We start from the raw sequence: 24,599 nt of genomic DNA on the forward strand, positions 1-24,599 counted from the left end.
TGCGGGCGGCGCCAGGCCGTCAGGGTCCGGTGAGGCGTCAGTGGACGTCGATGCCCAGGGCCTCGCTCGCGAAGCGGGCCATGCGCTCGAGGAGCTTGTGGGACTCGTCCACGACGCTCCGGCCGGCGAGGTTCATCGCCGTCTCCAGCTTCTCCCGGCACCGCAGGTCCAGGCAGAGGTTGACGCCCACCCGGCGCTTCGCATCGACGTCCGTGGTGAGCAGTCCAATCTGGTCCCCCGCGCCAGGAGAGAGGCACCAATCACAGACATGGGGGGCTCCAGCCTTGTCCCCCTGCTGGTCCCTCCGGAAGACGATGCCCGTGAGGCGCTTGCTGCCCGGCGCGGTGAACACCAGGAAGACGCGCACCCCGTACGGGTCCACCCAGGCGAGGTAGTCACGGACGAAGAGGGGAAGGCGGGTCCCCTTGGGCAGCTCGACGTGCTTGCGGTCGCGTGAGCGGAACGCGCTCAGCAACTCCTTCTCTGTCTCGATGCGGAACATGGCAGTCATTCAAGCTACCACGTCCCATTCCGCAAGCTCAGAGACTCGTCCGGGCGATGCCCATGGCGTCGAGCAGGTCGCTCGGCGAGGTCGCCCCGTAACCCTTGTCCCAGAAGACGTACATCGCCCCCGTTCGAGCGCTTCCTCACGCTCGAGTTCCTTGGTCCGGGCCATGGGCCCTGTCTGATGATTCCGGACCGGACGGCCAATGAAATCGGGAGGGGCTACTTGCGCCCCTCGGGCCTGCGCGTCTCGCCGGCCATCGCCGTCCAGTTCATGAGCGCGAGCTCGGCCACCCGCCGGAGCTGCGCGGGGGTGGCTCCGCCGGCGGCCTGCACGGCCAACCCCTGGGCCACGGTGTACACGTACCGGGCCAGGTCGGCCGGCCGTGCCTCGGCCGGCAGGTCTCCTTCTTTCTGGGCGCGCACCAACCGCTGGGCGAGCAACTCCTCCGTCTCGCGGCGCCGCTCCGTCACTTCCTGCTGCACCTCGGCCGACTCGGGGCTGCACGCCAGTGCGCCCTGGACGAGGAGGCATCCCGCGGGCGCGTCGGGGCGGGCCTCGGTGTAGAAGCGGAGGAAACGGCGAACGACGTCCTCGGACCTCGGCTCGTCGAGCGCGCGCCGGATTTCCTCGCGGGCGTTCCGGATGTAGCGCTCCATGGCCTTGCTGAAGAGGGCGCGCTTGTTGCCGAACGCCGCGTACAGGCTGGGCTTCGCGATGCCGAGCGTGGACGTCAGGTCCTCGAGGGACGTCCCCTCGTAGCCCTGCTTCCAGAACAGCCGCATCGCGCGGTCCAGCGCGACCTCCTCGTCGAAGCTCCTCGTGCGTCCCATGACCTCTTGACTATACCAGGCGGTACAAAATTCACTTGACGGAAATGTCCACCGGCCGCATTCAGTACCAATCGGTATAGAAAAGGGACCGACGGCGGTCCGCTCGGGAGGTCGTCATGGCTGACGTGAAGAAGGTGGCATTCATCACCGGTGGCAACCGCGGTATCGGGCTCCAGACGGCGCGCGAGCTGGGGCAGAAGGGCTTCGAGGTCATCATCGGCGCGCGAGACGCGAACAAGGCCGCGGCCGCGCTCCAGGAGCTCCGCTCGGGCGGGGTGAAGGCGGAGTTCGTGCTCTACGATGCCCTGCGGCCGGAGACCGACCAGGGCGTGAAGAGCTACATCGAGTCCCGCTACGGCAAGCTCGATGTGCTGGTGAACAACGCCGGGCTGTTGCGCGAGGAGCTGCTCGGGAAGAATGCGTCCAACGTCCCGGAGGACGTCCTGCGCGAGACGTTCGAGACCAACCTCTTCGCCGTCGTGCGCCTGACGCAGACGCTGCTGCCGTTGGTCAAGAAGTCGCCCTCGGGCCGCATCGTGAATGTGTCGAGCATCCTGGGCTCGCTGGGGCTGCACTCCAAGGAGGACTCGCCCATCGCCGCGGCGAAGTCGTTCGCCTACAACGCCTCGAAGGCCGCGCTCAACGCGTTCACCGTGCACCTCGCGGACGAGCTGAAGGGAACGAGCGTGAAGGTCAACTCCGCGCACCCGGGCTGGGTGAAGACGGAGCTGGGGGGCCCGCACGCTCCCATGGAAATCGAAGACAGTGCACGCACGAGCGTGCTCCTCGCGACGCTGGGGGCGGATGGCCCGAGCGGCGGGTTCTTCCACGAGAACGACCGGCTGCCCTGGTAGAGGGCGGAGGACCTGGGGGAGGGGCGACCGCCGCGGCGGGCTCGCGGGCCCGCATGCGCTCCGCCCGTGCGCGTCGGAGATTAGCGGAGGGCATGCCCCAGCGAGTGGGAGGGAAAGCCATGACCGACACAGACAGAATCCGTGACGTCCTCCGTCAGATTGCCGAGCTGGCCAACTCGGTGGCGAGGGAAGGCAGGCCTTCGAAGCGGGGAGGTGTCCCTCGCGAGGAAGGTGTGGAGACGCTTCCGGCAAGTCAGGGCGGCTGTACGCTGAAGGCCCTGCCCAGCCGCCTGGTGGTGAAGGCGGCCGAGTATGCGCGGAAGGTCAACCCGGCCAACTCACCGCTGCTGGTGCCACTGGGCGCGGCGGGGCTGCGCGTTCCGCAGGACCCGATGCGCATCGCCGTCCTCACGTCGAAGTACTGGGGCGCGGCCACGCGTCAACTGACGGTCAGCTTCATGGAGTCCACACCGACGGACCTGCGGGCCCGCATCGTCAGCCACCTGAATTCATGGTCGACGAGCGCGGGCATCTCGTTCGTGCAGACGAGCGGCGTCGGCGAGGTCCGCATCTCCCGGGGCCAGGGCGGCTACTGGTCCTATCTCGGCACGGACATCCGGCTCATTCCGACGAACCGGCCGACGATGAACCTCGAGGCCTTCACGATGAACACGCCCGAGTCCGAGTTCCGCCGGGTCATCCGGCACGAAGCGGGGCACACGCTCGGCTTCCCGCACGAGCACATGCGCCGCGAATTGGTGGACCGCATCGACCCGCAGAAGGCCTATGCGTACTTCCTCGCGACGCAGGGGTGGGACAAGGAGACGGTCGACCAGCAGGTGCTCACTCCGCTCGATGAGCGGTCCATCTTCGGCACTCCCGCGGACCAGACCTCCATCATGTGCTACCAGCTCCCGGCCATCATCACCCGCGACGGGAGGCCCATCGAGGGCGGCCTGGACATCAACATGACGGACTACCTGTTCGCGGGCCTCATCTACCCGAGGTTCGGCTTCGGAGAGGCCGTCACCAGCCGCCAGGTGGAGCCGGTGTACGAGGAGGAGCAGGCTCCCGTCGCGTCACAATCCTACGCGACGCAGGACTGGGACGCGGCGCAGGACCCGCAGAACCTCATGTAGCCCGCGTCTACCCGGCCGCCTTCCGCGGTGCGGCGATGTCGAGCTCCTTCATCTTCAACATCGCCGCCATGGCTACCTCCTTGGAGTGGGGGAGGGGCAGCAGAACAGGGCGTGGCCCGTGGCACGGCGCCGTGCCACGGGGCCCGTCAGCCAGTCGACAGCCGGGCTACCACTGCGCGGGGTCGGCGTCGGCGAACGTCGTGCCCGCGCCAATCTCGTCGAACCAGATGCTGCGCGTCCCCTGGCTGCCCTGCATGTACCCGCTGTCATGCCAGCCATTGGCATACAGGCCGACGCGGAACTGGAAGTAGCGGTCGTCCGCGACGGTGGTGCTCAGGTTGTACTGCTCGAGCACCTTCGTGCCGTCGAACCACAGCTTGTAGAAGCCGGTGCCGTCGCTGGCCCACTTCGCCTGGATGACAATCTTGTGCCACTCACCCGCCGTGACGGTGGCGAGGTTGCCGAACGTCACCGTCTTCTGATTGCAGACGGTGCCCTGCTTCACGCGGGTGAAGAGCTGGTTGCCCTGAAGCCAGACCATGCTGGTGGGCATGTAGTCGTCGCAGCCCGTGTCGGAGAAGTCCGCGATGAACTGCGCGATGTTGTAGGACTGCGGCTGGAACTGCCAGTCGGACTGCAGGCGGAACGCGAAGCCGTAGAAGCCCGTGTCGCCTCGGCGGTATACGTTGTTCTTCACCACCTCCGAGTGGTACCGGCCCGTGTACGACGCGTCATGGACCTGAGTCGCCTTGATGGCCGTGGGCCCCTCGTACGTGACGTTGGTGACCTCGAGCAGGGACCCGTTGTGCTCCCGATTGGTGGAGCTCCAGCCAGACAATGTGCCCGTGTTGTGGAAGAGGACCGCCGCTTCTGCGACCAGGGCGAACACCAGCAGCGAGCCGCCCACAGCAATACCGAGGTTCTTGGCTCTCATGAGTCCCGAGGGGAGAGGGGGACTCGCCGTATAATCTCGAATTGCGGCTTGCGCACGGGTTCTTGTCACGCTGTCTCCGGGATGTCTTTCCCTGGAGCTTCCGCGGCCATTGTTCCAGTGCTGGCGCAGGCGCGGATGCCGGTCAAGTCATCACGAGGCCGTCTTTGCCTGCGTCTCGGTGCCGGCTTGCATCACGCCCCCATTCGAACATTTCAAGGGGGAGTGTCATGTCCGGGCAGCCAGGCGCAGTCCATCTCGAAGCAGGAGCCGCTCCCGCCGCGGCGGCCCGAGCACCATCGCGCTCCGGATGGTGGGTGGTCGCGACGTCCACGCTCGGGTTGATGCTCGGCTATAGCACCTATATCTCCTACGTGTTCGGCGTGTTCGTCCGGCCGCTCGGCGCCGAGTTCGGCTGGACCCGGCCGCAGATTGCCTTCGCGCTGACGCTCTGCAACTGGTTCGTCGTGGCGCTGTCTCCGCTCGCGGGCTTCCTGCAGGACCGCGTCGGCCCGCGCCGGATGCTGCTGCCTTCCGTGGTGGGGCTCGCGGGGATGTTGTTCGCGCTCGCGCTGCAGCCCGGCTCTCTGCCCGTCTTCTACGCGCTCCACCTCGGCCTGGCGCTGGCCGCGCTCGGCACGCTTCCCGCCGTGTACACGCGGGCCATCGTCGGCTGGTTCGACGCGCGCCGCGGCATCGCGCTCGGCATCGCGCTGGCGGGCGTCGGGCTGGGCGGAATCCTGCTTCCCCCCGCGCTGCAGGCCGCCATCGGCGCGCTCGGCTGGCGGGGGGCCTATACCGCGCTCGGCGTGACGATGCTCGTCCTCGTGCTGCCCGTGGCGCTCCGGTTCTTCGACGATGCGGGCACGGCAACCGTCAGCGCCGTACCCGTGCCGACCCACGGCGTCGCCAACCTCCGCGAGGCGGTTCGGACGCGGGCGTTCTGGCTCCTGATTGGCATCTTCGTCCTGCTGGGGACCATGACGCTGGGCATCTCCGCCAGCCTGGTGCCCATCCTCACGGACTTCGGGCTGACCCCGCAGGCCGCGGCGGCCATGGCCTCGTCACTGGGCGTCGGTGTGCTCGTGGGGCGCGTCGCCTCGGGCCTGTTGATTGACCGGCTGCCGGCCCGCCTCGTGGCGCTGACGTGCCTCCTGGCCTCCAGCGCGGGCCTCGTGGGCCTGTCGCGGGGGAGCGCCGAAGCCGGACCCCTCATCGCGGTCAGCCTCTTCCTGACGGGCTTCGGCATCGGCGCCGAGTTCGACTTCATGAGCTGGTTCGTGAGCCGCTACCTCGGCCTGCGCGCCTACGGCCGCATCTACGGCTGGACGTATGCGGCCTTCCAGCTCGGCTGTGGCCTGGGTCCGCTGCTCATGGCCATCGGCCGCGAGCGCCTCGGCGGCTACGGCCCGGGGCTGCTGGGCCTGAGCGCGGCGGCAACGCTCGCGGGGCTGCTGTTCCTGGCATTCCCCCCGCTGCCGCACGGTGCGAAGCGGGAGGCTTCCGCGGTTCCGTCCGGAGCCGCCGCGAAGTAGCTGGGACGCGACGGCTCGCGCTCACCGCGCGGCGACGCGCGTGCGCTTGAGGGCGCGGGCCGTGGCGTCGAGGAACTCGTTGCTCGCCTCGGAGAGGTCCACCGCGCGAGCATCCACCCAGCCCTGCAGGGAGTTGTAGCCCATGACCGCGGGGATGGCGACGAGCAGGCCGAAGGCCGTCGTCACGAGCGCCTCGGAGATGCCCGTGGAGATGGTGCCGATGCCGCCCGCGCCCGCCACGCCCATCTCCTGGAACGCGGTGACGATGCCGATGGTGGTGCCGAGCAGGCCCACGAAGGGCGCGGTGGAGGCCACGGTGGCCAGGTGGCCCAGGCCGCGCTTCATGCTCTGCACCTCGCGCTGCGCCTGGCGCTCCAGGCTGCGCGCCACCGACTCCATCGCCTCCTCACGGCTGTCCGTGGCCGAGACGCGGTAGGCCGTCAGCCCCGCGCGGATGGTCCGGCCGAGGTAGCCCACGTCCTTCTCCAGCTTCGCCTCGGCCGCGGCGTCGAAGTCCCCGCTGGCGAGCAGCTTCCCCATCTGCGCCGCGAACCTGCGCGAGCTCCTGCGGGCCGCGCGGAAGACCAGCGAGCGCTCGGCGAGGATGAGCAGGGACACCACCGACATCACGGCCATCGCGATGACGATGAGCTGCGCGACGGGACCCATGTGCTGCCACAAACCCATGAGAGTGAAGTTCATGACTGGAACGAGACGCGCCTCCTCGCGCGGTGGGCCACGGCGTGGCCCCTGAGGGAACGACGGCTGGGCTCAACGGTGTCCAAGGTACGCAGGCGCCTGGGTGAGAGGGTGGGCCCGCGTCCATGACTTGGTCATCGTTCCGTCATCGCGTGCTTCGTCCAGCTCGGGCACCGGCTCTCGCGGGAACCCCTGGAGCGGGGCCGCCCGGCTCGGTTGCCGGGCCGCCCCTTTCTCTACCGCGACGTGTGGAGTCCGCTCAGTTCGCCAGACGACAGGTCTTGCCGTCGCAGTAGTACCCATCCGGGCAGGGCTTGGGGACATCCACCTTGCACATGGGCAACTCCTGCTCCTGGTTGGCCAGGTGGGACTCCGTGATTTCGTTCTCGGCGGGGCCGCCACAGCCCACCAGCGCCACTGCCGCAATGAACCCCAGTCCCTTGAGCAACATGTCTCGCAGCATTGCGTTCCTCCGGTTGAGGCCCCAAGGTTCCTCCAGCCCCCAGGGGAACGTCAATACAACAGCAATGATGTTGCGTTTGTGGGTGTTCGCGCCAGGTCAGGCGCTGCATGCCGCGCTGCCGTCCAGGGGCAGCTCGACGGTGAAGGTGGCGCCCTGGCCGAGCGTGCTCTCGGCCTTCACCGTGCCGCCCAGGGCCTCGACAATCTGGCGGGAGATGTAGAGCCCCAGGCCCAGTCCGCCGTAGTGACGCTCGGACACGGCGCGCTCGAACTTGCCCCAGATGCGCTGGAGGTTCTCCGGCGCGATGCCGATGCCCCGGTCGTGGACCGTCAGCCTCGCGCGCCCGTCCACGGCCTCCACGCTCAGCGTCACCGGGCTGCCGGGGCCATACTTGACGGCATTCGCGAGCAGGTTCGTCACCACCTGCTCCAGCCGCGAGCTGTCCCAGGTGCCATGCACCGGCGTGGGCGCGTGCAGGCGGACCTCGCAGCCCGCGCGCTTCGCCTCGGTGTCGAAGCGCCCGGCCACGTCGCGCACCAGCGCCGCGAGGTCGCACTGCTGGGGCTTGAGCGTGAGGGCCAGCCGTCCCGCGCGGATGTTCGACACGTCCAGGAGGTCGTTCACCAGGGTGGTGAGCCGCTTCACCTGCCGCCGTATGACCTCCACGTGGGGCGCGATGCGCCGGGCCATGGGGGAGTCCGGCTCGCCGCCGGCCGCGCGCGCGAGCGCCTCGAGCTTGAGGGCCAGGGGCGTCAGCGGCGTCTTGAGCTCGTGGCTGGCGATGCCCAGGAACTCGTCGCGGGCGCTCACCGCCAGCTTCAGCTCCTCGAGGAGCCGCTCCCGCTCCTGCTCCGCCTCCTTGCGCGCGGTGACGTCCACGCCCACCACCACGCCGTGGGTGATGTGGCCCTGCGCGTCGCGCACGGGGGTCGCGCTGTACTCGATGATGCCCCGGCTGCCGTCACCCCGGATGACGTGGATGGCCTCGGCCATGACGGGCACCCCGGTGGCCATGGCGCGTGGCAGGGGCCACTCCTCCGGCGCGTAGGGCCGCCCATCCGAATGGAAGCCCGGATAGGCGCGGTACTCGCCCACGTTCTGGGCGGGTTGGGCGGGGCCGCGAATCTGCAGCTCCGCCTGCGCGTTGGCCAGGAAGAGCTTTCCGCTGGGCGCTTCGGCAATGTAGACGGAGTGCGGGAGCTGCTGCAGCACGGCCTGGAGGATGCTCCGCTCGTGCATCAATTGGCGGATGAGCTCCTCCCGCTCGGCCTCCACCCGGACGCGCTCCGTCACGTCCAGCGACGCGACGCTGAGGCTGGTGACGCGGCCGGCCTCGTCCAGGACGGGCTGGTAGAACACCTCGAAGGTGAGACCGGCGGTTTGGACGATGCCGGAGAAGCTCTCTCCCCGGAGTCCCCGGTGGAGGAACTCCAGCACGTGGGGTTCGTTCGCGTACATCTCCAGGGCGGACCGTCCCACCACCTGGCCCGGGGAGAGGCCCAGGCCCTGGAGTCCCCTGCCCTCGGACACGACGAAGCGGCCGTCGGCGTCGAGGACGGCGAGCACGATGGGCCCGCTGTTGATGACGGTCCGCAGCCGCTGCTCCGCCTGGACGAGCTGCTCCTCGGCCTTCCGCTGCTGGGTGACGTCGCGCGCGGAGGCGTAGATGAGGCCCGTCTCCGGCACGGGGACGGCGGTCCAGTCGAGCCACCTCCACTCACCACCCCTGCATGCGAAGCGCAGGGCGACACCGGTGTTGAGGCTTCCCCGGGTGAGGGATGCCAGCGTCTCCTCCGCCTTCCCGCGGTCCTCCGGGTGGATGCAGTCCAGGAAGGGCCGGGCGCGGAGCTCCTCCTCGCTCCAGCCCAGGATGCGCGTGAAGGCCGGGTTCACCCGCTTGAAGTAGCCGTCCATGCCGGCGATGCAGAACATGTCCGGCGCCAGGCGGAAGAACCGCTCTCGCTCCGCTTCGGCCGCCTTGCGGTCGGTCAGGTCCAGCACGAAGGTCGCGTACTGGCCCTGGTCTGGCAGGAGGACGCTGCCCAGGAGGACGGGCACTCGGCCGCCGTCCTTGCGCACGTATTCCTTCTCGAAGGTGGTCGCCACGCCGTGGGCTTCGATTTCCTCCACCGCCCGCTGCGTCGCCGCGCGGAACTCGGGTGGGGTGATGGTGATGAAGTTGATGCGGCCCGCCGCCAGGTCCTCGCGGCTGTAGCCGATGATGCGCAGGAAGGCGTCGTTGGCATGGAGGACTCGGCCCTGGCTGTCGCTGAGCACGAGCCCGATGACGTGGGATTCGAACATGCGGCGGAAGCGCGACTCGCCCGCCTGGAGCTGCCCGGCCAGCGCCTCCGCGCGCTTCCGGGCCTCGTGCTCCTTGTGGAGGAGCGCATCCCGTTCGCGCTCATAGCGCTTGCGGGCCGTTACATCGCGGAAGCTCCAGACGCGACCAACCACCTGATGTCCCAGCCGCTGGGGCTGTGAGTAGCGCTCAATCGTCCTGCCATCCTTGAACTCGAGGACGTCGAAGCTCGTGGCCTCGGGCATCGCATAGAGCGCCTCGACCTTCGTGATGAACGACGCGGGGTCGACGAGCCGGGCGAGCGCGCTCGCGAGGGCCCGCTTGTCATCGCGCGTGGCGATGACGTCCTCCGGAATGCCCCACAGCTCCTGGAACTGCTGGTTGAAGTCCACGATGCGCCCCCGCGTGTCCACGACGAGGAGCCCATCCGCCGTGGACTCGAGCGTGGCGCGCAGGAGGGAGTGCGAATGCTCCCATTCCTGCCCGGTGCTGGCATGGCTGTCGAGGCGCACCATCAGGCACCGCAGCTCGGGCGCATGGCCCTCGCCGCGTTCGAGCGGGAGCACCTTGAAGAGGAAGGGGAGCGCCCGCCCGTTCGCCGCCACGAACCGGAATACGCCGCTGCGCTCCGTTCGGCGGCGCGCGCCGTCGTGGTACAGCGCGAGCGCGGCGTCACGGTCCTCGGGATGGAGGTGCCGGGCGAGGAAGTCCGGCTCGGTCCACCACTGCTCCAGCGGATAGCCGAGAATCCCGCCGGCATTCGGGCTCACGTGCGAGAGCTGGAGCGTCGCGGCGTCGGCGGCCCAGATGATGGCGTCGAACTGCCGGGCCCAGTCGGAGAGGCCGAGCTCTTCGGTGCTGGCCTCGGCTGTCATCATCCCTGCTCTCCCTCCGAGGCTCCGCGGTCTGGGGTTCCCCGTTGATTGTAAGGATGGTCGAAAAGGTGGATGCAGGGGCCCGCGTTCAAGGAGCGGGGAGGGGACCCCTGCGCGGAGGGGCTGCCGGGCGCGATGGGCGAGGAGGTCCCTACCTTGAGGGCGAAAGGTCGCGGCTTTCTCGCGACGCGCCCGCACATGGACCTCTACAGCGCCGCCAGGCGGATGGCCCGCCCCTTCCGGTTCAGCAACCCGGCCTCCTACCGGGAGGTCCCCCTGGCCGGCCGAGGGGTGATTGGTGACGGGAGCTCCTGCGCGCTCGTCCGGCCGGACGGAGTCATCGACTGGCTCTGCTTCCCCCGCTTCGACAGCCCGAGCGTCTTCGCGGGCATCCTCGACGACGAGAAGGGCGGCATCACCGGCATCACCCCCGTCGTGTGGCCCTTCGAGAGCCTGCAGCGCTACGACCCGGACACCAACGTCCTGGAGACGCTCTTCCGCTTCGAGCACAAGGGCGTCATCCGCATCATCGACTACATGCCGTGGACCAACGACCCGCGCTCCACCGTCCACGAGGTGCACCGTCGGATTGAGTGCCTCGAAGGCGCGGTGGAGTTGAACGTCGTCTTCGACCCGCGCTTCGGCTACGGCGCCACCGAGACGCGGGTGGAGCGGGAGGAGCACGGCCTCGTCGCCCGTGGAGCCGGGGGCGAGCGGCTGGTCGCCGTGCTCAGCGGAGCGGCGGAATGGCGGTCCTGCCGCGAGCTCCGTGGGCAGCCCTGCCGGACGGACGCGGGTCTCCAGGCGCGCATCCGCCTGGGGGCGGGCGAACGGCGCTGGATGATTCTGTCGTGGGACTCGGACCGGCCGGAGCCCCTCGCCGCGTACCGTCCGTTCGACCACCTCCGGGACACGCGCCAGGCCTGGCGCGAGTGGGCGGCGCAGCTCCACTACGAGGGGCCGTGGCGGCACCACGTGCTGCGCTCCGCGCTGGTGCTGAAGCTGCTGATGTACGGCCCCACGGGCGCCATGGTGGCCGCGCCCACCACGTCGCTTCCCGAGTGGATGGGCGGGCCGCGCAACTGGGACTACCGCTTCAGTTGGGTCCGCGACTCGGCGATGGCGGTGCGGGCCACCAACCTCCTCGGCTTCCTGAGCGAGTCGCGCGAGTTCTTCTACTTCGTACGCGACACGCTGCAGGGGGGAGACCCGCTCCAGGTGATGTACTCGCTGGACGGAAGCCTCGTGCCGCCGGAGCGGGAATTGACACACCTCGCGGGCTTCCAGGGCTCGCGGCCGGTGCGGATTGGCAATGGCGCGAGGGACCAGTTCCAGTTCGACACCGCGGGCGCGCTGCTCGACGCGGCGTACCTCTACGAGCGCTTCGGCGGCCGGCTGCCGCTGCGCACGTGGCGGCTGCTGCGCTCGGTCATCCATACGACGGCCCGCCGCTGGCGCGAGCCCGACCACGGCATCTGGGAGCCGCGCCGGGACATGCGCCACAACGTGCATTCGAAGCTCATGTGCTGGCTGGCGCTGCGCCGGGGCCAGCACCTGTCGCGGCTCTTCGGTGAGACGGCGCTGGAGCAGTCCTGCACGGACCTGGCGGACGTCATCCGGGCGGACATCCTCCGCAACGGCGTGGACCCGGCCCGGAGGCACTTCGTCGGCGCGTACGGAGAGAACGCGCCGGACGCCGCGCTGCTGCTGTTGCCCATCGTCGGGTGCTTCCGGGCGAGCGACCCTTACATCCTGCGGACCATCGACTGGTTGCGCGGCGAGCTGGGCGCGGGGCCGTTCCTTCGCCGGTACCGGATGGATGACGGAGTCGGGGGGCCCGAGGGCGGCTTCATCCTCTGTGGCTTCTGGCTGGCCGAGGCGCTGGCGCTGGCGGGCCGAATCGAGGAGGCCGAGGACGTCTTCGTCGCGCACGCCGAGGCGTCGAACCACCTGGGCCTCCTGGCGGAGGAAATCCATCCGCTGACCCGCGAGCAGATGGGCAACTTCCCGCAGGCCTTCAGTCACCTGGGGCTCATCAGCGCCGCCGCGCGCATCGACCGCGCGCTCCGGCTGCGTGACGAGGGACAGTCGGAGCCGCCCCACCTGCTGGAGCCCGAGCCGCCGGTCATCGAATGACACGGACTGCCCGCGAGTCCTGGTGAGTGTCGGGCGTTCCGCTCGGGGACGGCGCGCGAGGGTCATGGTTGCACGAGGTGTCGTTCTCTAGCCTCCGTGTCGCTGTCTTCCCCCGAAATCACAGTCAGGACGTCCGAATGTCTGCCCATCCGCGCTGACCTACCTGCTGAACGTGGTGCCGAGGGGCAGGAGGTAGGGCTCCGGAGTCATCACCGGAGCCCACCCTGCCGGGACACCGGACCTACGGCCCCCGGAGGACCGTCAGCCCCTGGTCGGTGAGGACGAGCAGCATGCTCGGCGTCACGGTGGGCTCGTAGACGAGCTGCAGGACGCGCTGGCCGGACACCTCGCGCACCTGCTTCAGTGTGGTGCCGTCCGGCTCCAGCCGCCAGAGGCCCGCGCCGTTGGTGCCGATGTAGAGCGCGCCGTCATCCGTCGCCTTGAGCGACTGGATGCGATTCGTCGGCAGCCCGGCGAGCTTCGACCAGTTGCCCGCGGAGCGGGACTTCGGCGTCATCGCCCAGACGCCATACTCCGCGCTTCCCAGGTAGTAGCGCCCCGAGGAGACCTGCTCGAAGGCGCGCCAGTAGTCATCGGTCGCCATGGCGTTGAGCTTCTCGTTGTAGCTCTTGAAGGTCCATGGCGTGGGCCCCTCCCAGGTATTCTCCCGGTCCCACTCCTCGAGGTTCGGGCTCGGCACGAGCACTCCGGTCATCTGCTCGTTCGCGACGAGGACGTCGCCATTCGGTGCGATGCCCAACCCGTACATGTAGGGGCATTGCAGCGAGCCCCACTCCGAGCCGTCCTCGAAGAGGTACCAGCCCGGGTGACGGTGGCTGTTGTAGGTGAGCCCCTGGATGCGCGTCACGCCGTGGTTGGTGGTGATGTAGAGGTCGCCGCGGAACCGGCCGCGCGTCACACGAGCGCAGTTGAGGACGGAGCGGTCCTCCTCGTAGTGGAAGTCATTGGTGTTGTGGATGCCAATCTGCTTGTCCTTGTTCGACGCTTTGACGGTGCGCCAGATGTGCTCCTCGAGCGCGACGCTCCCGTCCGCCTGGAGGCGGACCGCGTCGAGGTCTCCCTTCTGGTACTCGGCGTAGCGCTCGGGCGTGTAGTACGCCTCGCCCGGTCCGGGGATGTACGTGCGCTGCTCGATACCCGGCGCGCGCTTCATCTCGTTGGCGAGATACCCCACGTACGCACGTCCGGCCTCGCCGCCGCAGATGACGGTCGAGTCCATGGCGAGCGAGTCCGGGCCGAACGCCTGTCTTGCCTGACCGATGCCCGTGGTCCACGTCGGGGCCGTGTCGCCCGGGCGCAGCACGCCGATGCGGCGGCCGTCGAGGAGCCAGACGTTCAGCCCCTCATCGAGGCCGACGCTCTGGGGTTTGCCGACGCCAAACGAGCGCGTGTAGTCGAGCACCGCGTCCTTCGGCCACGGCCCCGCCTCGGGCGCCGTGCCGCCGTCGGTCGGCTCGCCAGCGTCGGGCGTCGTCCCCGCGTCCGCCGGCTCGCCCGCGTCGGGCGTCGTCCCCCCATCTTCGTCTTGCGGGAGCGTGCCTGCATCAGCCGAGGCATCCGGAGGGGCAGGCGAGGGAACTTCGTTTCCCTCGGGTGGACCGGGAGCCTGCTCCTCCTGTGGATCGACTGTTGTGCCCTCGTCAGCGCAACCCGCCGAGAGCAAAGAGATGACCGCGAGCCCCGCCCCTACCGCACCTGCCCGTATGCCCATCCGTTCCTCCGTCAGCGGAGGCTCCAGTGCACGTCCCGGGCCGGCGGCCTCCATCGGCTTCCTGAGTCCAGGCCCGCGCGGTGGCCGGCCCCCTTGCTTTTGTGAGGACCGGACTGCGGAAATGGGAATGTGTGCACGGCCTGTCAGTCAGGGGCCAGGATTGGGATGAACCATGACCACTGAAGACCCGTTGTCTGCATTCCTGCGCTTCCGAGACCAGGTGCTCGCCGGTGCCAAACCCTTCGAAGGAGGGGAGCACCTCTGGGTCGGCAACGAGGGGGTTGCCCGCGCCACGGCGCGTGTGGGCTTTGGCACCTTCGGGCCGTTCAAGCGAAGGAGCGCAGGCGAAGCGCTCACGTACGGAGAAATCGTCGCGTTCTCGGGAGACTTCTATGAATCTCCCGGAGACCTCTTCAACGAGAAGCCGTCCCCGCTGCCGTGGCTCTGGGACGCCAATGACCTGGATGACCTGCGCGCGGCGCTGGGCCGCGAGACGAACTGGATTCAGCGGCCCCCCGCGAACCGGGGGACCTCGTACCCCGACGAGAACGTGGCGCTGTGGTGGAACGCCAAGCAATACACCGAGCTCGCGCTCCGGAACACCAGCCACTTCGGGTGGCACAACGCGCTCGAGTACGTCCGGTGGCACGAGGCCGCGCTCGAGCTCGCGGCGCGGGCCTCGCGGGAGCTGGACGGTGACGCGAAGTCATTGCTCTGGAGGGAGGCGGTCTACACCAATGGGTTCGCCGACCACTTCCTCACGGATGGCTTCGCGGCCGGCCACGTGCGGACGCCGGCCGCGCAGATTCGCGAGTGGGCCCGGAACGCAGGCATGAACGAGAAGCTCGCGGGCGCGCTCATCAAGGTCATCCATGACCAGGATGGGCATGTCCAGGAGCTGCATGGCCAGGTCGACCACCGGCACTCCACCGAGGGGCTGCGCGTCGTCAACGCCAGACACGAGTCCTGGCACACACGCTGTGACGGCCAGCTCTTCCTCACCGGGACGCAGGACGCGGCCGTCGAGCAGGCCGTCGAGGCCGTGGCGGCGTCACTCGAGGAGCTCCTGGACGCGTACCGGCATGGGCGCATCGTCGAGGGTGTGTTCACGGCGACGCGACGGATTCCGTGGCCCCATCCCGAGGAGCTGCCCCTGACCCGGAAGTTCCCCGTCGACCTGGATGATGCAAGAGCGCGGAAGCTCTTCGAGGGCGTCAGGTGGTACCTCAAGCTGCCGAAGGTCAGCGCGGGCATCCAGCCGGATGACATCAAGAAGTGCTGTCAGGCGCTGCCCGGGCTGATGCAGGCGTTCCGGGAAGACGTCGCGGAGAAGGCTCGTAGCGCTCCGGAAGTCGTTCGCCGCCTCGCGCCCGAGCTCGTCGAGGGGTACAAGGCGCTCCAATGACCTCCGCCGACCATGAGGACCGGCTGCGGCGGCTGCGGCGGCGTGGAGAGGTGCTCTTCGCGAACCTGACGCGCACTCCCGCCGAGCACCGACGGCTCATGGAGCGCGCCTGGAAGGAAGCCTGGGAAGCGGCAGGCGGCGTGTCCTCCTCCGCCGCCGATGAGGCGTTGAACGCGTCCATCAAGGCCTCGCGGCTGGATTCCATCCTGAGCCTCCTGGAGCGAATCACCCGTCCGTCTCATTGGCTCGACGAGCAGGCGTCGTGGTTCAACCGGGTGCAGGCATGCCTGCTGGACGCGGTCTCGTGCGTGGGGGACGGCGCGTCCATTCCTCCGCCCATCCTGGCGGTGGAGCCCATCGACTCCCCGCTCTATGTGCCCCGCACCCGCGTTCCCGGGGCATGGCTTCCCCAGGCCACTCCCGCGGACTTGCCGCTGCCGGTGGTCCTGTGCCCGGGAAACCTGCTCGAAGAGCCCTGGGCGTGGGCGACGTTGTTCCACGAGCTCGGCCATCACCTGGACGATGCGCGGGGAGACACGCGATGCCTGGTCCCGGTCCTGGAGGAAGCGGGGCGACGCGTCGACCTCGGCTCCTGGTCCAGTGAGAGGTGGGTGGGCGAGCTGGTGGCGGACCTCTACGCAGGGCTCCTGGGCGGACCGGGGGCCGTGGACACCCTGAAGGCGGCGCTCACGACGAAGTCATTCTCGGCGAGCCATCCCTCCGACGCGGACCGGAGCGCCATCCTCGATGCGGCCTGGAAGGGCGTGCGGGATGGACAGCCGCCTCGGGGGGAGAGGCCCACCGAAATCGTGGCGCGGGCGCTCGTGGAGCGTTTCCGTCCCTGGCAGGCGCACGTCCAGAGCGATTGCACCCGGGCCTCGGGCTCGCCGGACTCCGCCCGGCTCCTTCCGGGCTTCCTGCGCCACCAGCACGCAGCGGGAGGGGGGCCCGAGGCCTTGCGTGAGACATGCCGGGATGTGTTCGCGTCCGGTCGGCTGGGCACCCCCGCCTGGGCGCTGACCGAGGCGCACCTGGAGACGCTGGCCGCCGCGATGCGGAACCTCGTCGAGACGCGTGTCCAGCCGGACTCCGACGGCTTGAAGGTTCCTCCTGTCGAGCTGCTCATCCGGCACAACAGGATGAGCTTCGTGGGGGCCACCCACGGACAGCTCCTGGCGAAGCTGCGCGAGGCGATGAAGCACCGGCGGAAGCCGTATGAGCACATCGAGCTCTTCGCGTTGGAGGACGCGCCGCTGCGGGAGCTCATCCTCGATGGAAGGACCGGGGACGTGCTCATCCAGGAACGGGATGCGAGCCTCGGGGCGCTTCGCGAATTCCTCACCCGGGAGAACATCCCGCATCGCATCTATCTCTACTCCCAGCCGTATGTCTTTGCGTCGTACTGGGACGTGGAGCCGGGGCCAGCGGATTCAGGTGTCGCACTCCCCGCCCACCTTCATGTGAGCAACGCGCTCTGGGGCATGGACCTCCGTCGCGCCGTGGGCCAGGACCTGGAGGCTCCAGCCGGTGAGCCGCTCCCACGGGCCATGAAGCACCGGGTGGAGGCCCTGGCCCACCTGCGCGAGATGAGCCGTGAGCTGAAGTGACACGATTGGCTCATTCGGGAGCGCTTCCCTGGACTGCCTGAAGCGGACGCGCTCGCCTGACCGCTTGATACGCTCGGGGGCGATACAAAGCCGGGGCGCACGGAGTCGCGCTCCGGGTGAGGTACCCCCTGTGAGCTTCGTTCGTCGCCGTCCATCGGAAGCAGAGCTGGAGTTCTTCCGGGCCGCGGTGCGGCGGCTCGGTGTCACCAACCGCGAAGCCGAGGCGCAGTTGTTCGCCGCCGACGTGCCGCGCTCCACCATCCTGCTGGCCATGGGAGACCCGCCTGACATCTCGGGGCTCGTGCGCCACCGCATGCAGGCAGACGATTGCGGGCTTCGTCCCGGAAGGGTCGCTGTCGTGCACCGCCAGCTCGACGCCCGCCACGGGCACACGCGTCATGGGCTGGCGCACGCCCAACGCCTGCCGGAGCGGGGCAGCGCCGGGGGGAGGCGGGGCCCGCCGCGCCGCCGCGCAGCCGGTCAGGGTGAGCATCGATGAGAGGGCGAGGAGCAGGGAGCGCATGGGCGCATGCTCCGATGAGCGAGGCACCGGTGCATCAACATGGGTTTAGTCCCAAGGGGGGACTCTCGGGAGGCATGCCCCGGGGCACGCCGTCCGTCGGCGGACATCGCCTCTCCCGCAGACACACGCGAGGCGTGCCGCGCGGGCAGCCCACCTGGTCGGCTGCCCGGACGCGAATGGGTCCTGGTCACCTTCGTCAGTGACGCACTCCCTCTGGGTGAGGGGCTCCGCGGCATGCCGGGGAGCAGCGAAGTCATCCAGGCACCACACGCACAACAACGCCCAGGAGGAATCCAGAATGGCCGGTGACGCCAGAATCACCAATGCAAGTCTGAAGTTCGCGGGCCTCAGCTACTTCCGCGCGAACGCGCCGAGTGTGCTGCTCGGCGCGTTCGGCGAGAAGAAAACGCCGCTGACGAAGCAGAATTACATCGAGGTGCTCGGCCGCATCCCCGCGGCCCGGCTGAAGGTGCATCGGGCCACCACGGCGACGATTGACTTCACCGGTACCAACTCGGTCGATGTCGGCGTGGACGTGTCGGTGCCGGTCTCGGGCACGGACACAGGCCTCGGCACGGACTCGGGCCTGGGCACGGACACGGGGACAGGCACGGTCACGCTCTCGCCCTCCGTGGCCTACGAACAATTACGCCATGACCAGCTCCGCCTCGTGAAGCTGGACATCTACCCGAGCGACATCATCAAGGCGGCCAATGACTCGCCGGCCGTGCTCGCCCATCTCAAGGAGTGCGGAGACGGCGGCCGTCTGGTGCACCAGATCTTCATGGTGCTGAGTGCGAAGACGGCCAAGACCTTCAGCAACAGCACATCCCTGGCGCTGTCGGCGAGCAATGGACAGGTGTCGGTCACCGCGAAAGGCAGCAATGGGTCCACGGGTGACCTGACGCTCAGGCTCTCGCCGGGCACGACCTTCGCCTACCTGTTGCTCAAGCTGAAGTGGGACGCCCACCAGAAGAAGAACTGGAAGTACATCGAAGGCTCGGAAGACGACCAGCAGAGCCTGGATTGATTGCGCCGGCGCACGTCCATGAATGACGAGGGCCGGGGGGCTTCGCTGGAAGCCCACCCGGCCCCGAAGCCGGTCACCCGTCACGTGCTACTGACGGGTGACCGGGGCAGGTCAGCAGCCGCTGGGCACCGCGAAGCCGTTGGTCGGCGTGGTGCTGGCGGAGCCACCGGAGACGGCGTTGGTGCCGAGGCCGAAGGCGGCGAACGCCCTCCACAGGGTGCAGACGTCCGCGCCGCCGTTCATGGCGGTGGCGGCCTGGATGATGCCGTCACGCACCTGGGTGAAGGTGGGGCTGCACGGCGTGTTCTTCAGGCCCTGGATGAAGTACTGCATGAAGCGCTGGTTACCCGCGCCGCCCGTCGCGTTGTAGAGGTTGCCGTTCCACGCCCACTGCTGGACGATGAGCCAGTAGGCCTCCCACATCGCCTGGGTGAACACCGAGCCCACGCCGTGCGGCACGGCCATGCCGTTGATGCTGGCGTAGGTCCAGGTGTTGACCGCCGGGTCCGTGCTGTAGCGCTGGGTGCGGATGCCCACGCCGGTGGTGGGCTGGTTCAGCGCGTAGGTGCCCACGCCGCGGCCCATGGGGCCCGTGTCCGTCGACCGCGCCGTGAACCAGAGTGAGAAGAAGTCGCTGATGCCCTCACCCGGCTGCTGCCGGTTGGCGAGGCACGACACATTGCTGGGGCCGCCCACCAGGCGGTTGGAGATGCCATGGCCGAACTCGTGGATGATGATGCCCGAGTCCAGGTCTCCGTCCTTGTCCGGCGTGGGCGCCGTCCAGACGTACATCTGCATGCGCGGGCGCTGGCCGTCCGGAGGGGTGGAGAAGTTGGCGTTGTTGGTGCCGCCGCCGTCCTGCGCCTCGGCGCGCACGTCGTCGTTGCCCAGGCCGCCCTTTCCGTAGTTGTTCACCTGGAAGTTGCCGGCCGCCTCGTTGAACCCGTACTGGTACGTGACGTCGTGGATGATGTTGTTCCAGTAGAACAGGTTGGTGACGGCCGCCGGGATGTACGTGGAGGGCGCGCCGGTGAGGGCGAGGGTGAAGTTGCAGTTGAGCGTCGAGCCGCAGCTCGGCTCGGACGCGGGCGGAGCGCCGTTGGCGTCCCGGTCCTCGTACGCGTGGACGTTGTTGCCGCGGGGAATGAGGAACTCGGCCCCGGCGACGCCGTTGGTGTCGTGCCAGCCGTAGGGCGAGGCCAGCGCGTTGGCGGGGTTGGTGACCACCACCCGGCCGTCCGACGGAGGCAGCGGCGAGGTGTGGTTGGGGCTCTCCACCGGCACGGGGTAGACCTTGTAGGAGTCGGACGCCACCCAGTCGAAGCGCGTCCAGACCTCGCCCGACTGCGCGTCCACCGTCACGTCGAAGTCGTGCTGCTGGTCCGGAGTGTGGACCTGGAAGTTCCACACGAGGCGCGCCTCGCCACGGCGCACCGGCAGCACCGCCAGCTTCGCGTCGATGGGCTCGCTCGACAGGCCCTCCACCTCCACGCGCGTCTTCCGCGCCACGCCGGGCTCCGGCTTCAGCCCCTGGGGCGCGGTCCTGAGCGACACGCCCAGGTGCTTCGCCAGGCTGGCCACCGCCTCGGCGGCGCTCACGCGCGGCTCCGCGCTGGCCAGGGTCGACTCGATGGAGGGCAGGAAGTCGCTGTGCACGCCGAGCACGCGCCCGTCGCGGTCCACGTTGAGCTGGAGCTGGGCGTTGTAGACCGGCAGCCCCTTGAGCGTCTGCCGCAGGTAGATGTTGGTGATGCCGCTCTCCTTCGAATAGACGCGGTCGGTCACCTCCAGGTTGGCCAGGTCATTCAGCCCCAGGCCAAAGGCATCCCGGTGCTTCTGGACGAAGTCCAGGCCGATGGCCAGCGCATCCCCGCTGCGCGGCTCGGACAGCGCGCCCACGGGGTTGGTGAGCGAGCGCACCAGGCCATTGGACTCGTCCGTCTCCACCAGCAGCTCCGGTACGCTCTGGCGCAGCGAGGCGATGCCATCCTGCTGCGTCACGGTGAAGCCGAAGCGGGCTTGCGCGTTGTACCGGTCACGTGCGTCGAAGTTGCGAGGCTCGTCGGCTTCCTGCGTTACGGCAAAGGCAGTCGGGCCCGTGAGGGCCCCCATGAGAAACACCGCATGAAAAAGGCGCCTTCGGTAAGGACCTGAGGACATGTCGTGCTCCTGCACCGCGGGGGACGTCGCCTCCCTCGAGAGGGACAGGCGACGCGTGGCAAGAAAGCATGAATTGCTCGAAATGCGCAAATGGCTGTTTTGGCGGATATTTTAAGCTTTCTTGTGAGTTCTGAGTGGTGGCGCTACCCGGATGGTTCTTGACCCGTCCGCGCCGCGTCGGTACTGCTCGTGAAACCTGAATCACCATTCAATTCAGGGACACGTCTCACAACCACACCTCAGGGGAACACATGCATTCGATTGGTCGTCTTGGAGGTCTTCTCGTCGGGCTCGGGCTGTTCGTTGGCTGTGGAGGGCAGGAGCCGCAGGTGCCCGCGCCCGAGGGCGCCGAGTCGCTGGAGACGGCGGAGTCCGCGCTGTACGAGGCGCCGGACAGTCTCTCCGGGCTGCTGGGAACCTACACGCGCTACTGGCCACCGGCGGCCGCGGAGGAGATCACCTCCATGACGCTGACGGGCGTGGAGTACGTGGACCACGTGGAGGGGAGCTACGTCCGCACGGTGAGCCGCGCGTGTCCCATCTACGGTTGCAACACGGAGACCGGAACCTTCTGGGCGCTGCCCAACAACCCGGCGGTGGGCGCGGTCATCGTCTTCAAGGACCCCACGGGCGCGGAGCGGGACTTCTACGCCATCAGCCAGATTCAGCGCAGCGCCTTCACCGGGAAGATTACCGGCATCGTCCTCATCAAGGGCGGCAGCGTGTCGCCGGTGCCGTTCACCATGACGCGCGTGGGCTTCTGATTTCGTCAGGCTGATGGGCGAAGGCTCATGGGAGGGCTGCTTCCTCCCATGGGCACGGCGCCTGAGCAGCCCCCGGTTACACCTGAACCGGCAGGCGGGCGGACCTCAGACGCGCCCCGGTCCGCCCGCGGAGGAGAGGGCCGAGCGCATCACCTCGGCGAGGCAGCGCGCGAAGCCCTCGATGAAGTCCACCTGGCCACGCCGGCTGGCGAGGAACGGGTCCATCACGGTGCAGCGGATGACACGCACGCCGCCGGCGCGTTGATAGTCTTCGAGCCCGAAGCCGAGCTGCTCCACCAGCGGCAGCGCGGCGCGGCCGTACTCGCCCGCGCGCAGGAATGTCTGCGTCACCAGATAGTCCAGGCGCCGGGCGCTGCGCCCCTCGCCGCTGCTCATCGCCTGGTGGATGCGCGCGACGAAGGCGTTGGTCTCTTCGAGGCTGGTGAGCTCCGGGTGGCCCACCGCGAAGCAGACGATATTCAGGTCGGGGTCGGGCAGGGGCAGCAGCCGGAAGGGCGCGAAGTCGCCAGCGGACAGGCGCCGGTGCAGCGCCCGCGCGCCCTTGGCCGTCTCGCCCACCAGCCGACCGTAACCCTCGGCGTTGAGCGGCAGCACCCGGTGGCTCATCCACACCGCTGCGGCCGCCGCGCCCGGCTTGGAGCCCTCCAGGATGAAGCGGCCGATCTGCGCGCTCTCGGCGGTGCCCGCGAGGAAGACGTAGGGCGCATCGGTGGAGACGAGCGCACGCACCCGCTTGTCGCGGAAGGACACGGCGCCCGCCGGGTAGGGCATGAAGCCCAGCTTGTGCGGGTCGATGGTGACCGAGTCGGTGCGCTCCAGCGCGCACAGGGCCCGATACACGCCCTCGTCGGGAAACACCTCGGGCGCGTAGTCCGCGAGTGCTTCGGCGTGGGTGCGCCGCCGGCCGTCCGCACCACGGGTGATGGACGCGGCATAGCCGCCCCACGCCGCGTCCGCGTGCAGGTGGAAGGTCATTCCGTGGCGCTGCTCCACCTGGGCGCGCACCTCGGCGATGAGGTCCAGCCGGTCGATGGCGCTCTCCTCGGTGGTGCCCACCACGGAGACCAGCGCGAGCACGGGCTGGCGCCGCCGGGCGAGCTGCAGGAGCTCCGCCTCCAACGCGCGCGGGTCCATGCGGAATCGACCGTCCACCGGCACGTGCACCAGCTGCTTGCCGCCGATGCCCAGCGCCCGGCACAGCTTCTCCCATGAGTAGTGCGCGGTGGCGGGCACCAGCACCACCCCGGGGGCGAGCGCGTCGCCGAACTCGGAGGACAGTCGCAGGCCGAACTCCTGGTAGCCCATTCCGGTGAGTGCGTGGCGCTGCAGGAGCGCGTGGGCGCGCAGCGGGTCCCCCACGCGCGCCCGGAACGCATCCGCCGCATCCAGCGCGGCGCTGGGGGAGAGGTTGAGCAGCTCCCACAGCTCCAGCCTGCCCAGCGACTCGCGGCCTCCTCCGGGCAGCGCCACCTCCAGCGCGCCCAGGCCCGCCTCCTCCGCCGCCCAGCGCAGGGCGAGCGGCAGGTAGCGCACGTTGCGCGCCACCCAGAGCGCCTCGAAGTTGGCCACGGTGCCGCCCGACGTGAGGTGGCCCCACTGGCTCTCGGAGGGGTAGCCCACCATGGCGGCCAGCTGCGCGGCCACCTCCAGCTCCAACCGCGTGGTGACGGGGCTTGCCTCGGCCGCCACGTTGTTGGGGTTGTAGAGCATCGTGGCGAAGTAGCCGATGAGGCTCGCCAGCGTGAGGTCGCTCGACATGTGCCCGATGTAGCGAGGGCTGAAGAAGGGCACGCCCTCCTTGAGCTCGCCCAGCAGCCCCATCAGCTCCTGCGCGAGCGCGCTCTGCGCCGCCTCGTAGCCTGGCTGGCGCTTGTGGCCCTCCTGCACGAGGAAGCCGTCCTCGGGGTGGAAGTTGCGCCGCCAGAAGACGTGGTCGCGGAAGGCCTCGAGCAGGAGGCGCTCGAAGAATTCGGCGTTCTCCGCCTTGGGGCCGAGGAACAGGGAGGCGAGGTCTCGGGTGGGCGTGGTCACGGCGACGAAGGCAGTGCAAGCGCCGTGTCATGCGCCCGCGGAGCCCACGGGCGCGGCGCCGTACGCAGCCTTTGCGGTCCCCGGAGCGGAGCGGTGCAAGCCTTGCGCGCGAACGCACCTCCTGGCACGGCTGTGCCGGGAGTTGATGATAACCGTCAGGTTTGAATAAGCCGTAAAGCGTGTTAATGGCGTGGCTGGAGTTACAACCAGACAGAGAGGTCCTTGTGAATCATCGCATTGCTTCGCGTGTCCTGCTCCCAATCCTTGCCGTCCTGGCCGTCACCGCCGGGTGTGGTCCCGAGCCGATGCAGGACGGGAAGGACTCCGCGCCGGGCGTCGCACATCAGGCGGTCATCACCGTGGCGCTCCACCGGGCCGTGATTGACGGCTCGAACCTGAGCATCACGTACTCGAAGGGCTTCGCCACCTGTGCGCATCTGCTGAACTCGAGCTATCAGATTACGCACCAGAGCAACTTCTTCTGTACCTCGGGTGACAACCTCACCGTCACGCAGCCCCTGTCGGCCTTCACCGGTGTATCGGCGGGGCTCCAGGTCAAGCTGTGTGATGGCAACAACTACAACACGTGCAGCAACCTGGTGACGGTGGAGAACGCCTCGGTGACGCTGCACAAGGCCGCCATCGAGGGCTCGAACGTGCGCCTCACGTACTCGAAGAACTTCGAGACCTGCGCGCATCTGGTGAACTCGAGCAATCAGATTACGCACCAGATCAACTTCGTCTGCGCCGTGGGCAACAACCTCTCCGTCACGCAGCCGCTGTCGGCCTTCACGGGTGTGTCGGTGGGCACTCCGGTCAAGCTGTGCCACGGCAACAACTACGGCATCTGCAGCAGCCTCGTCGCGGTCCAGTAGTAGGGAGCGCGAAGGCCCGTGGCGCCAGCAGGTGCCACGGGGCCGGGCAGCGGCTCTCTTCGGGTTCCTCGGCTCCCACCCGCTGCCCGTGAAGTGCCTCAATCCCATCCAGGCGCTCCGCCCGCTCGAAGCCGGACGCCGGGTGTGGGCGCCGCACGCTCCGCGAGCCTCGGGCTATC

Annotated in this window: 19 protein-coding genes; 10 read left to right on the plus strand and 9 right to left on the minus strand. The window is 68.9% G+C overall.

From position 1 onward, the window contains the following. Nucleotides 1-37 precede the first annotated feature (37 nt). Together ACVTJA_RS21365 and ACVTJA_RS21370 are read right to left on the minus strand one after the other, a co-directional pair. Nucleotides 38-511 carry an FBP domain-containing protein gene (locus tag ACVTJA_RS21365; protein ID WP_465838745.1) on the minus strand — a complete coding sequence of 158 codons (474 nt, stop codon included), beginning with the start codon at nt 509-511 and terminating at the stop codon, nt 38-40. Between the two features lie 215 nt (nt 512-726). Next, nucleotides 727-1,338 carry a TetR/AcrR family transcriptional regulator gene (locus ACVTJA_RS21370; RefSeq protein ID WP_465838746.1) on the minus strand — a complete coding sequence of 204 codons (612 nt, stop codon included), beginning with the start codon at nt 1,336-1,338 and terminating at the stop codon, nt 727-729. 116 nt (nt 1,339-1,454) lie between these two features. On the opposite strand from ACVTJA_RS21370, the gene ACVTJA_RS21375 reads away from it, so the two are divergent. Together ACVTJA_RS21375 and ACVTJA_RS21380 are read left to right on the plus strand one after the other, a co-directional pair. Then, nucleotides 1,455-2,192, plus strand: coding sequence for an SDR family oxidoreductase (locus ACVTJA_RS21375; protein WP_465838748.1), 738 nt, complete (start codon nt 1,455-1,457; stop codon nt 2,190-2,192). Nucleotides 2,193-2,311: 119 nt separating this feature from the next. Then, nucleotides 2,312-3,331 carry a M12 family metallopeptidase gene (locus ACVTJA_RS21380; protein ID WP_465838749.1) on the plus strand — a complete coding sequence of 340 codons (1,020 nt, stop codon included), beginning with the start codon at nt 2,312-2,314 and terminating at the stop codon, nt 3,329-3,331. 166 nt (nt 3,332-3,497) lie between these two features. Here ACVTJA_RS21380 and ACVTJA_RS21385 read toward each other — a convergent pair whose 3' ends face one another. After that, nucleotides 3,498-4,265, minus strand: a complete 768-nt coding sequence (locus ACVTJA_RS21385) for a polysaccharide lyase (RefSeq protein ID WP_465838751.1) — start codon at nt 4,263-4,265, stop codon at nt 3,498-3,500. Between the two features lie 314 nt (nt 4,266-4,579). On the opposite strand from ACVTJA_RS21385, the gene ACVTJA_RS21390 reads away from it, so the two are divergent. Then, on the plus strand, nt 4,580-5,797 hold the full coding sequence (locus ACVTJA_RS21390) for an MFS transporter (RefSeq protein WP_465838753.1): 1,218 nt from the start codon (nt 4,580-4,582) through the stop codon (nt 5,795-5,797). A gap of 21 nt (nt 5,798-5,818) precedes the next feature. Here ACVTJA_RS21390 and ACVTJA_RS21395 read toward each other — a convergent pair whose 3' ends face one another. From ACVTJA_RS21395 to ACVTJA_RS21405, 3 genes are all read right to left on the minus strand, one after another. Further along, the gene (locus ACVTJA_RS21395; RefSeq protein WP_465838755.1) at nt 5,819-6,499 is read right to left on the minus strand and encodes a MotA/TolQ/ExbB proton channel family protein; all 681 of its coding nucleotides are present in this window, start codon (nt 6,497-6,499) and stop codon (nt 5,819-5,821) included. Between the two features lie 256 nt (nt 6,500-6,755). Continuing rightward, a complete protein-coding gene (locus ACVTJA_RS21400; protein ID WP_465838756.1) occupies nt 6,756-6,959 on the minus strand; it encodes a hypothetical protein in 204 nt (67 codons plus the stop codon). Nucleotides 6,960-7,055: 96 nt separating this feature from the next. Then, nucleotides 7,056-10,139, minus strand: a complete 3,084-nt coding sequence (locus ACVTJA_RS21405) for a PAS domain S-box protein (protein WP_465838758.1) — start codon at nt 10,137-10,139, stop codon at nt 7,056-7,058. A 153-nt stretch (nt 10,140-10,292) separates the two neighbouring features. Here ACVTJA_RS21405 and ACVTJA_RS21410 point away from each other — a divergent pair, with 153 nt between their 5' ends. Then, nucleotides 10,293-12,272 (plus strand): glycoside hydrolase family 15 protein, encoded by a 1,980-nt coding sequence (locus ACVTJA_RS21410; RefSeq protein ID WP_465838759.1) that lies wholly within the window; start codon nt 10,293-10,295, stop codon nt 12,270-12,272. A gap of 241 nt (nt 12,273-12,513) precedes the next feature. Here ACVTJA_RS21410 and ACVTJA_RS21415 read toward each other — a convergent pair whose 3' ends face one another. Then, entirely contained in the window at nt 12,514-14,004 is a 1,491-nt protein-coding gene (locus ACVTJA_RS21415) for a hypothetical protein (RefSeq protein WP_465838760.1), read from the minus strand. Between the two features lie 172 nt (nt 14,005-14,176). On the opposite strand from ACVTJA_RS21415, the gene ACVTJA_RS21420 reads away from it, so the two are divergent. The 4 genes from ACVTJA_RS21420 (at nt 14,177) to ACVTJA_RS21435 (ending at nt 18,569) form a co-directional block, all read left to right on the plus strand. Then, on the plus strand, nt 14,177-15,409 hold the full coding sequence (locus tag ACVTJA_RS21420) for a hypothetical protein (protein WP_465838761.1): 1,233 nt from the start codon (nt 14,177-14,179) through the stop codon (nt 15,407-15,409). Beyond that, entirely contained in the window at nt 15,406-17,016 is a 1,611-nt protein-coding gene (locus ACVTJA_RS21425; RefSeq protein ID WP_465838762.1) for a hypothetical protein, read from the plus strand. The genes ACVTJA_RS21420 and ACVTJA_RS21425 overlap by 4 nt, the downstream gene beginning before the upstream one ends. A 130-nt stretch (nt 17,017-17,146) precedes the next feature. Next, the gene (locus ACVTJA_RS21430; RefSeq protein ID WP_465838764.1) at nt 17,147-17,515 is read left to right on the plus strand and encodes a hypothetical protein; all 369 of its coding nucleotides are present in this window, start codon (nt 17,147-17,149) and stop codon (nt 17,513-17,515) included. A gap of 322 nt (nt 17,516-17,837) precedes the next feature. Beyond that, entirely contained in the window at nt 17,838-18,569 is a 732-nt protein-coding gene (locus ACVTJA_RS21435) for a hypothetical protein (protein WP_465838765.1), read from the plus strand. Between the two features lie 111 nt (nt 18,570-18,680). On the opposite strand, the gene ACVTJA_RS21440 is transcribed toward ACVTJA_RS21435, so the two are convergent. After that, entirely contained in the window at nt 18,681-20,681 is a 2,001-nt protein-coding gene (locus tag ACVTJA_RS21440; RefSeq protein ID WP_465838766.1) for a M36 family metallopeptidase, read from the minus strand. 299 nt (nt 20,682-20,980) lie between these two features. Between ACVTJA_RS21440 and ACVTJA_RS21445 the strand changes: the two genes are divergently transcribed. After that, entirely contained in the window at nt 20,981-21,493 is a 513-nt protein-coding gene (locus ACVTJA_RS21445; RefSeq protein ID WP_465838767.1) for a hypothetical protein, read from the plus strand. Between the two features lie 105 nt (nt 21,494-21,598). Here ACVTJA_RS21445 and ACVTJA_RS21450 read toward each other — a convergent pair whose 3' ends face one another. After that, a complete protein-coding gene (locus tag ACVTJA_RS21450; protein ID WP_465838769.1) occupies nt 21,599-23,545 on the minus strand; it encodes a pyridoxal phosphate-dependent decarboxylase family protein in 1,947 nt (648 codons plus the stop codon). A 305-nt stretch (nt 23,546-23,850) separates the two neighbouring features. On the opposite strand from ACVTJA_RS21450, the gene ACVTJA_RS21455 reads away from it, so the two are divergent. Beyond that, a complete protein-coding gene (locus ACVTJA_RS21455; RefSeq protein WP_465838771.1) occupies nt 23,851-24,420 on the plus strand; it encodes a hypothetical protein in 570 nt (189 codons plus the stop codon). The last annotated feature ends 179 nt before the right edge of the window (nt 24,421-24,599 follow it).

Source organism: Pyxidicoccus sp. M6 (assembly GCF_055568925.1).

Bases quoted from the DNA above. Each gene is read 5' to 3' on its own strand.
- ACVTJA_RS21365 (WP_465838745.1), bottom strand. From the start codon at position 511: ATGACTGCCATGTTCCGCATCGAGACAGAGAAGGAGTTGCTGAGCGCG.
- ACVTJA_RS21370 (WP_465838746.1), bottom strand. From the start codon at position 1,338: ATGGGACGCACGAGGAGCTTCGACGAGGAGGTCGCGCTGGACCGCGCG.
- ACVTJA_RS21375 (WP_465838748.1), top strand. From the start codon at position 1,455: ATGGCTGACGTGAAGAAGGTGGCATTCATCACCGGTGGCAACCGCGGT.
- ACVTJA_RS21380 (WP_465838749.1), top strand. From the start codon at position 2,312: ATGACCGACACAGACAGAATCCGTGACGTCCTCCGTCAGATTGCCGAG.
- ACVTJA_RS21385 (WP_465838751.1), bottom strand. From the start codon at position 4,265: ATGAGAGCCAAGAACCTCGGTATTGCTGTGGGCGGCTCGCTGCTGGTG.
- ACVTJA_RS21395 (WP_465838755.1), bottom strand. From the start codon at position 6,499: ATGAACTTCACTCTCATGGGTTTGTGGCAGCACATGGGTCCCGTCGCG.
- ACVTJA_RS21400 (WP_465838756.1), bottom strand. From the start codon at position 6,959: ATGCTGCGAGACATGTTGCTCAAGGGACTGGGGTTCATTGCGGCAGTG.
- ACVTJA_RS21405 (WP_465838758.1), bottom strand. From the start codon at position 10,139: ATGATGACAGCCGAGGCCAGCACCGAAGAGCTCGGCCTCTCCGACTGG.
- ACVTJA_RS21415 (WP_465838760.1), bottom strand. From the start codon at position 14,004: ATGGGCATACGGGCAGGTGCGGTAGGGGCGGGGCTCGCGGTCATCTCT.
- ACVTJA_RS21420 (WP_465838761.1), top strand. From the start codon at position 14,177: ATGACCACTGAAGACCCGTTGTCTGCATTCCTGCGCTTCCGAGACCAG.
- ACVTJA_RS21425 (WP_465838762.1), top strand. From the start codon at position 15,406: ATGACCTCCGCCGACCATGAGGACCGGCTGCGGCGGCTGCGGCGGCGT.
- ACVTJA_RS21435 (WP_465838765.1), top strand. From the start codon at position 17,838: ATGGCCGGTGACGCCAGAATCACCAATGCAAGTCTGAAGTTCGCGGGC.
- ACVTJA_RS21440 (WP_465838766.1), bottom strand. From the start codon at position 20,681: ATGGGGGCCCTCACGGGCCCGACTGCCTTTGCCGTAACGCAGGAAGCC.
- ACVTJA_RS21445 (WP_465838767.1), top strand. From the start codon at position 20,981: ATGCATTCGATTGGTCGTCTTGGAGGTCTTCTCGTCGGGCTCGGGCTG.
- ACVTJA_RS21455 (WP_465838771.1), top strand. From the start codon at position 23,851: ATGCAGGACGGGAAGGACTCCGCGCCGGGCGTCGCACATCAGGCGGTC.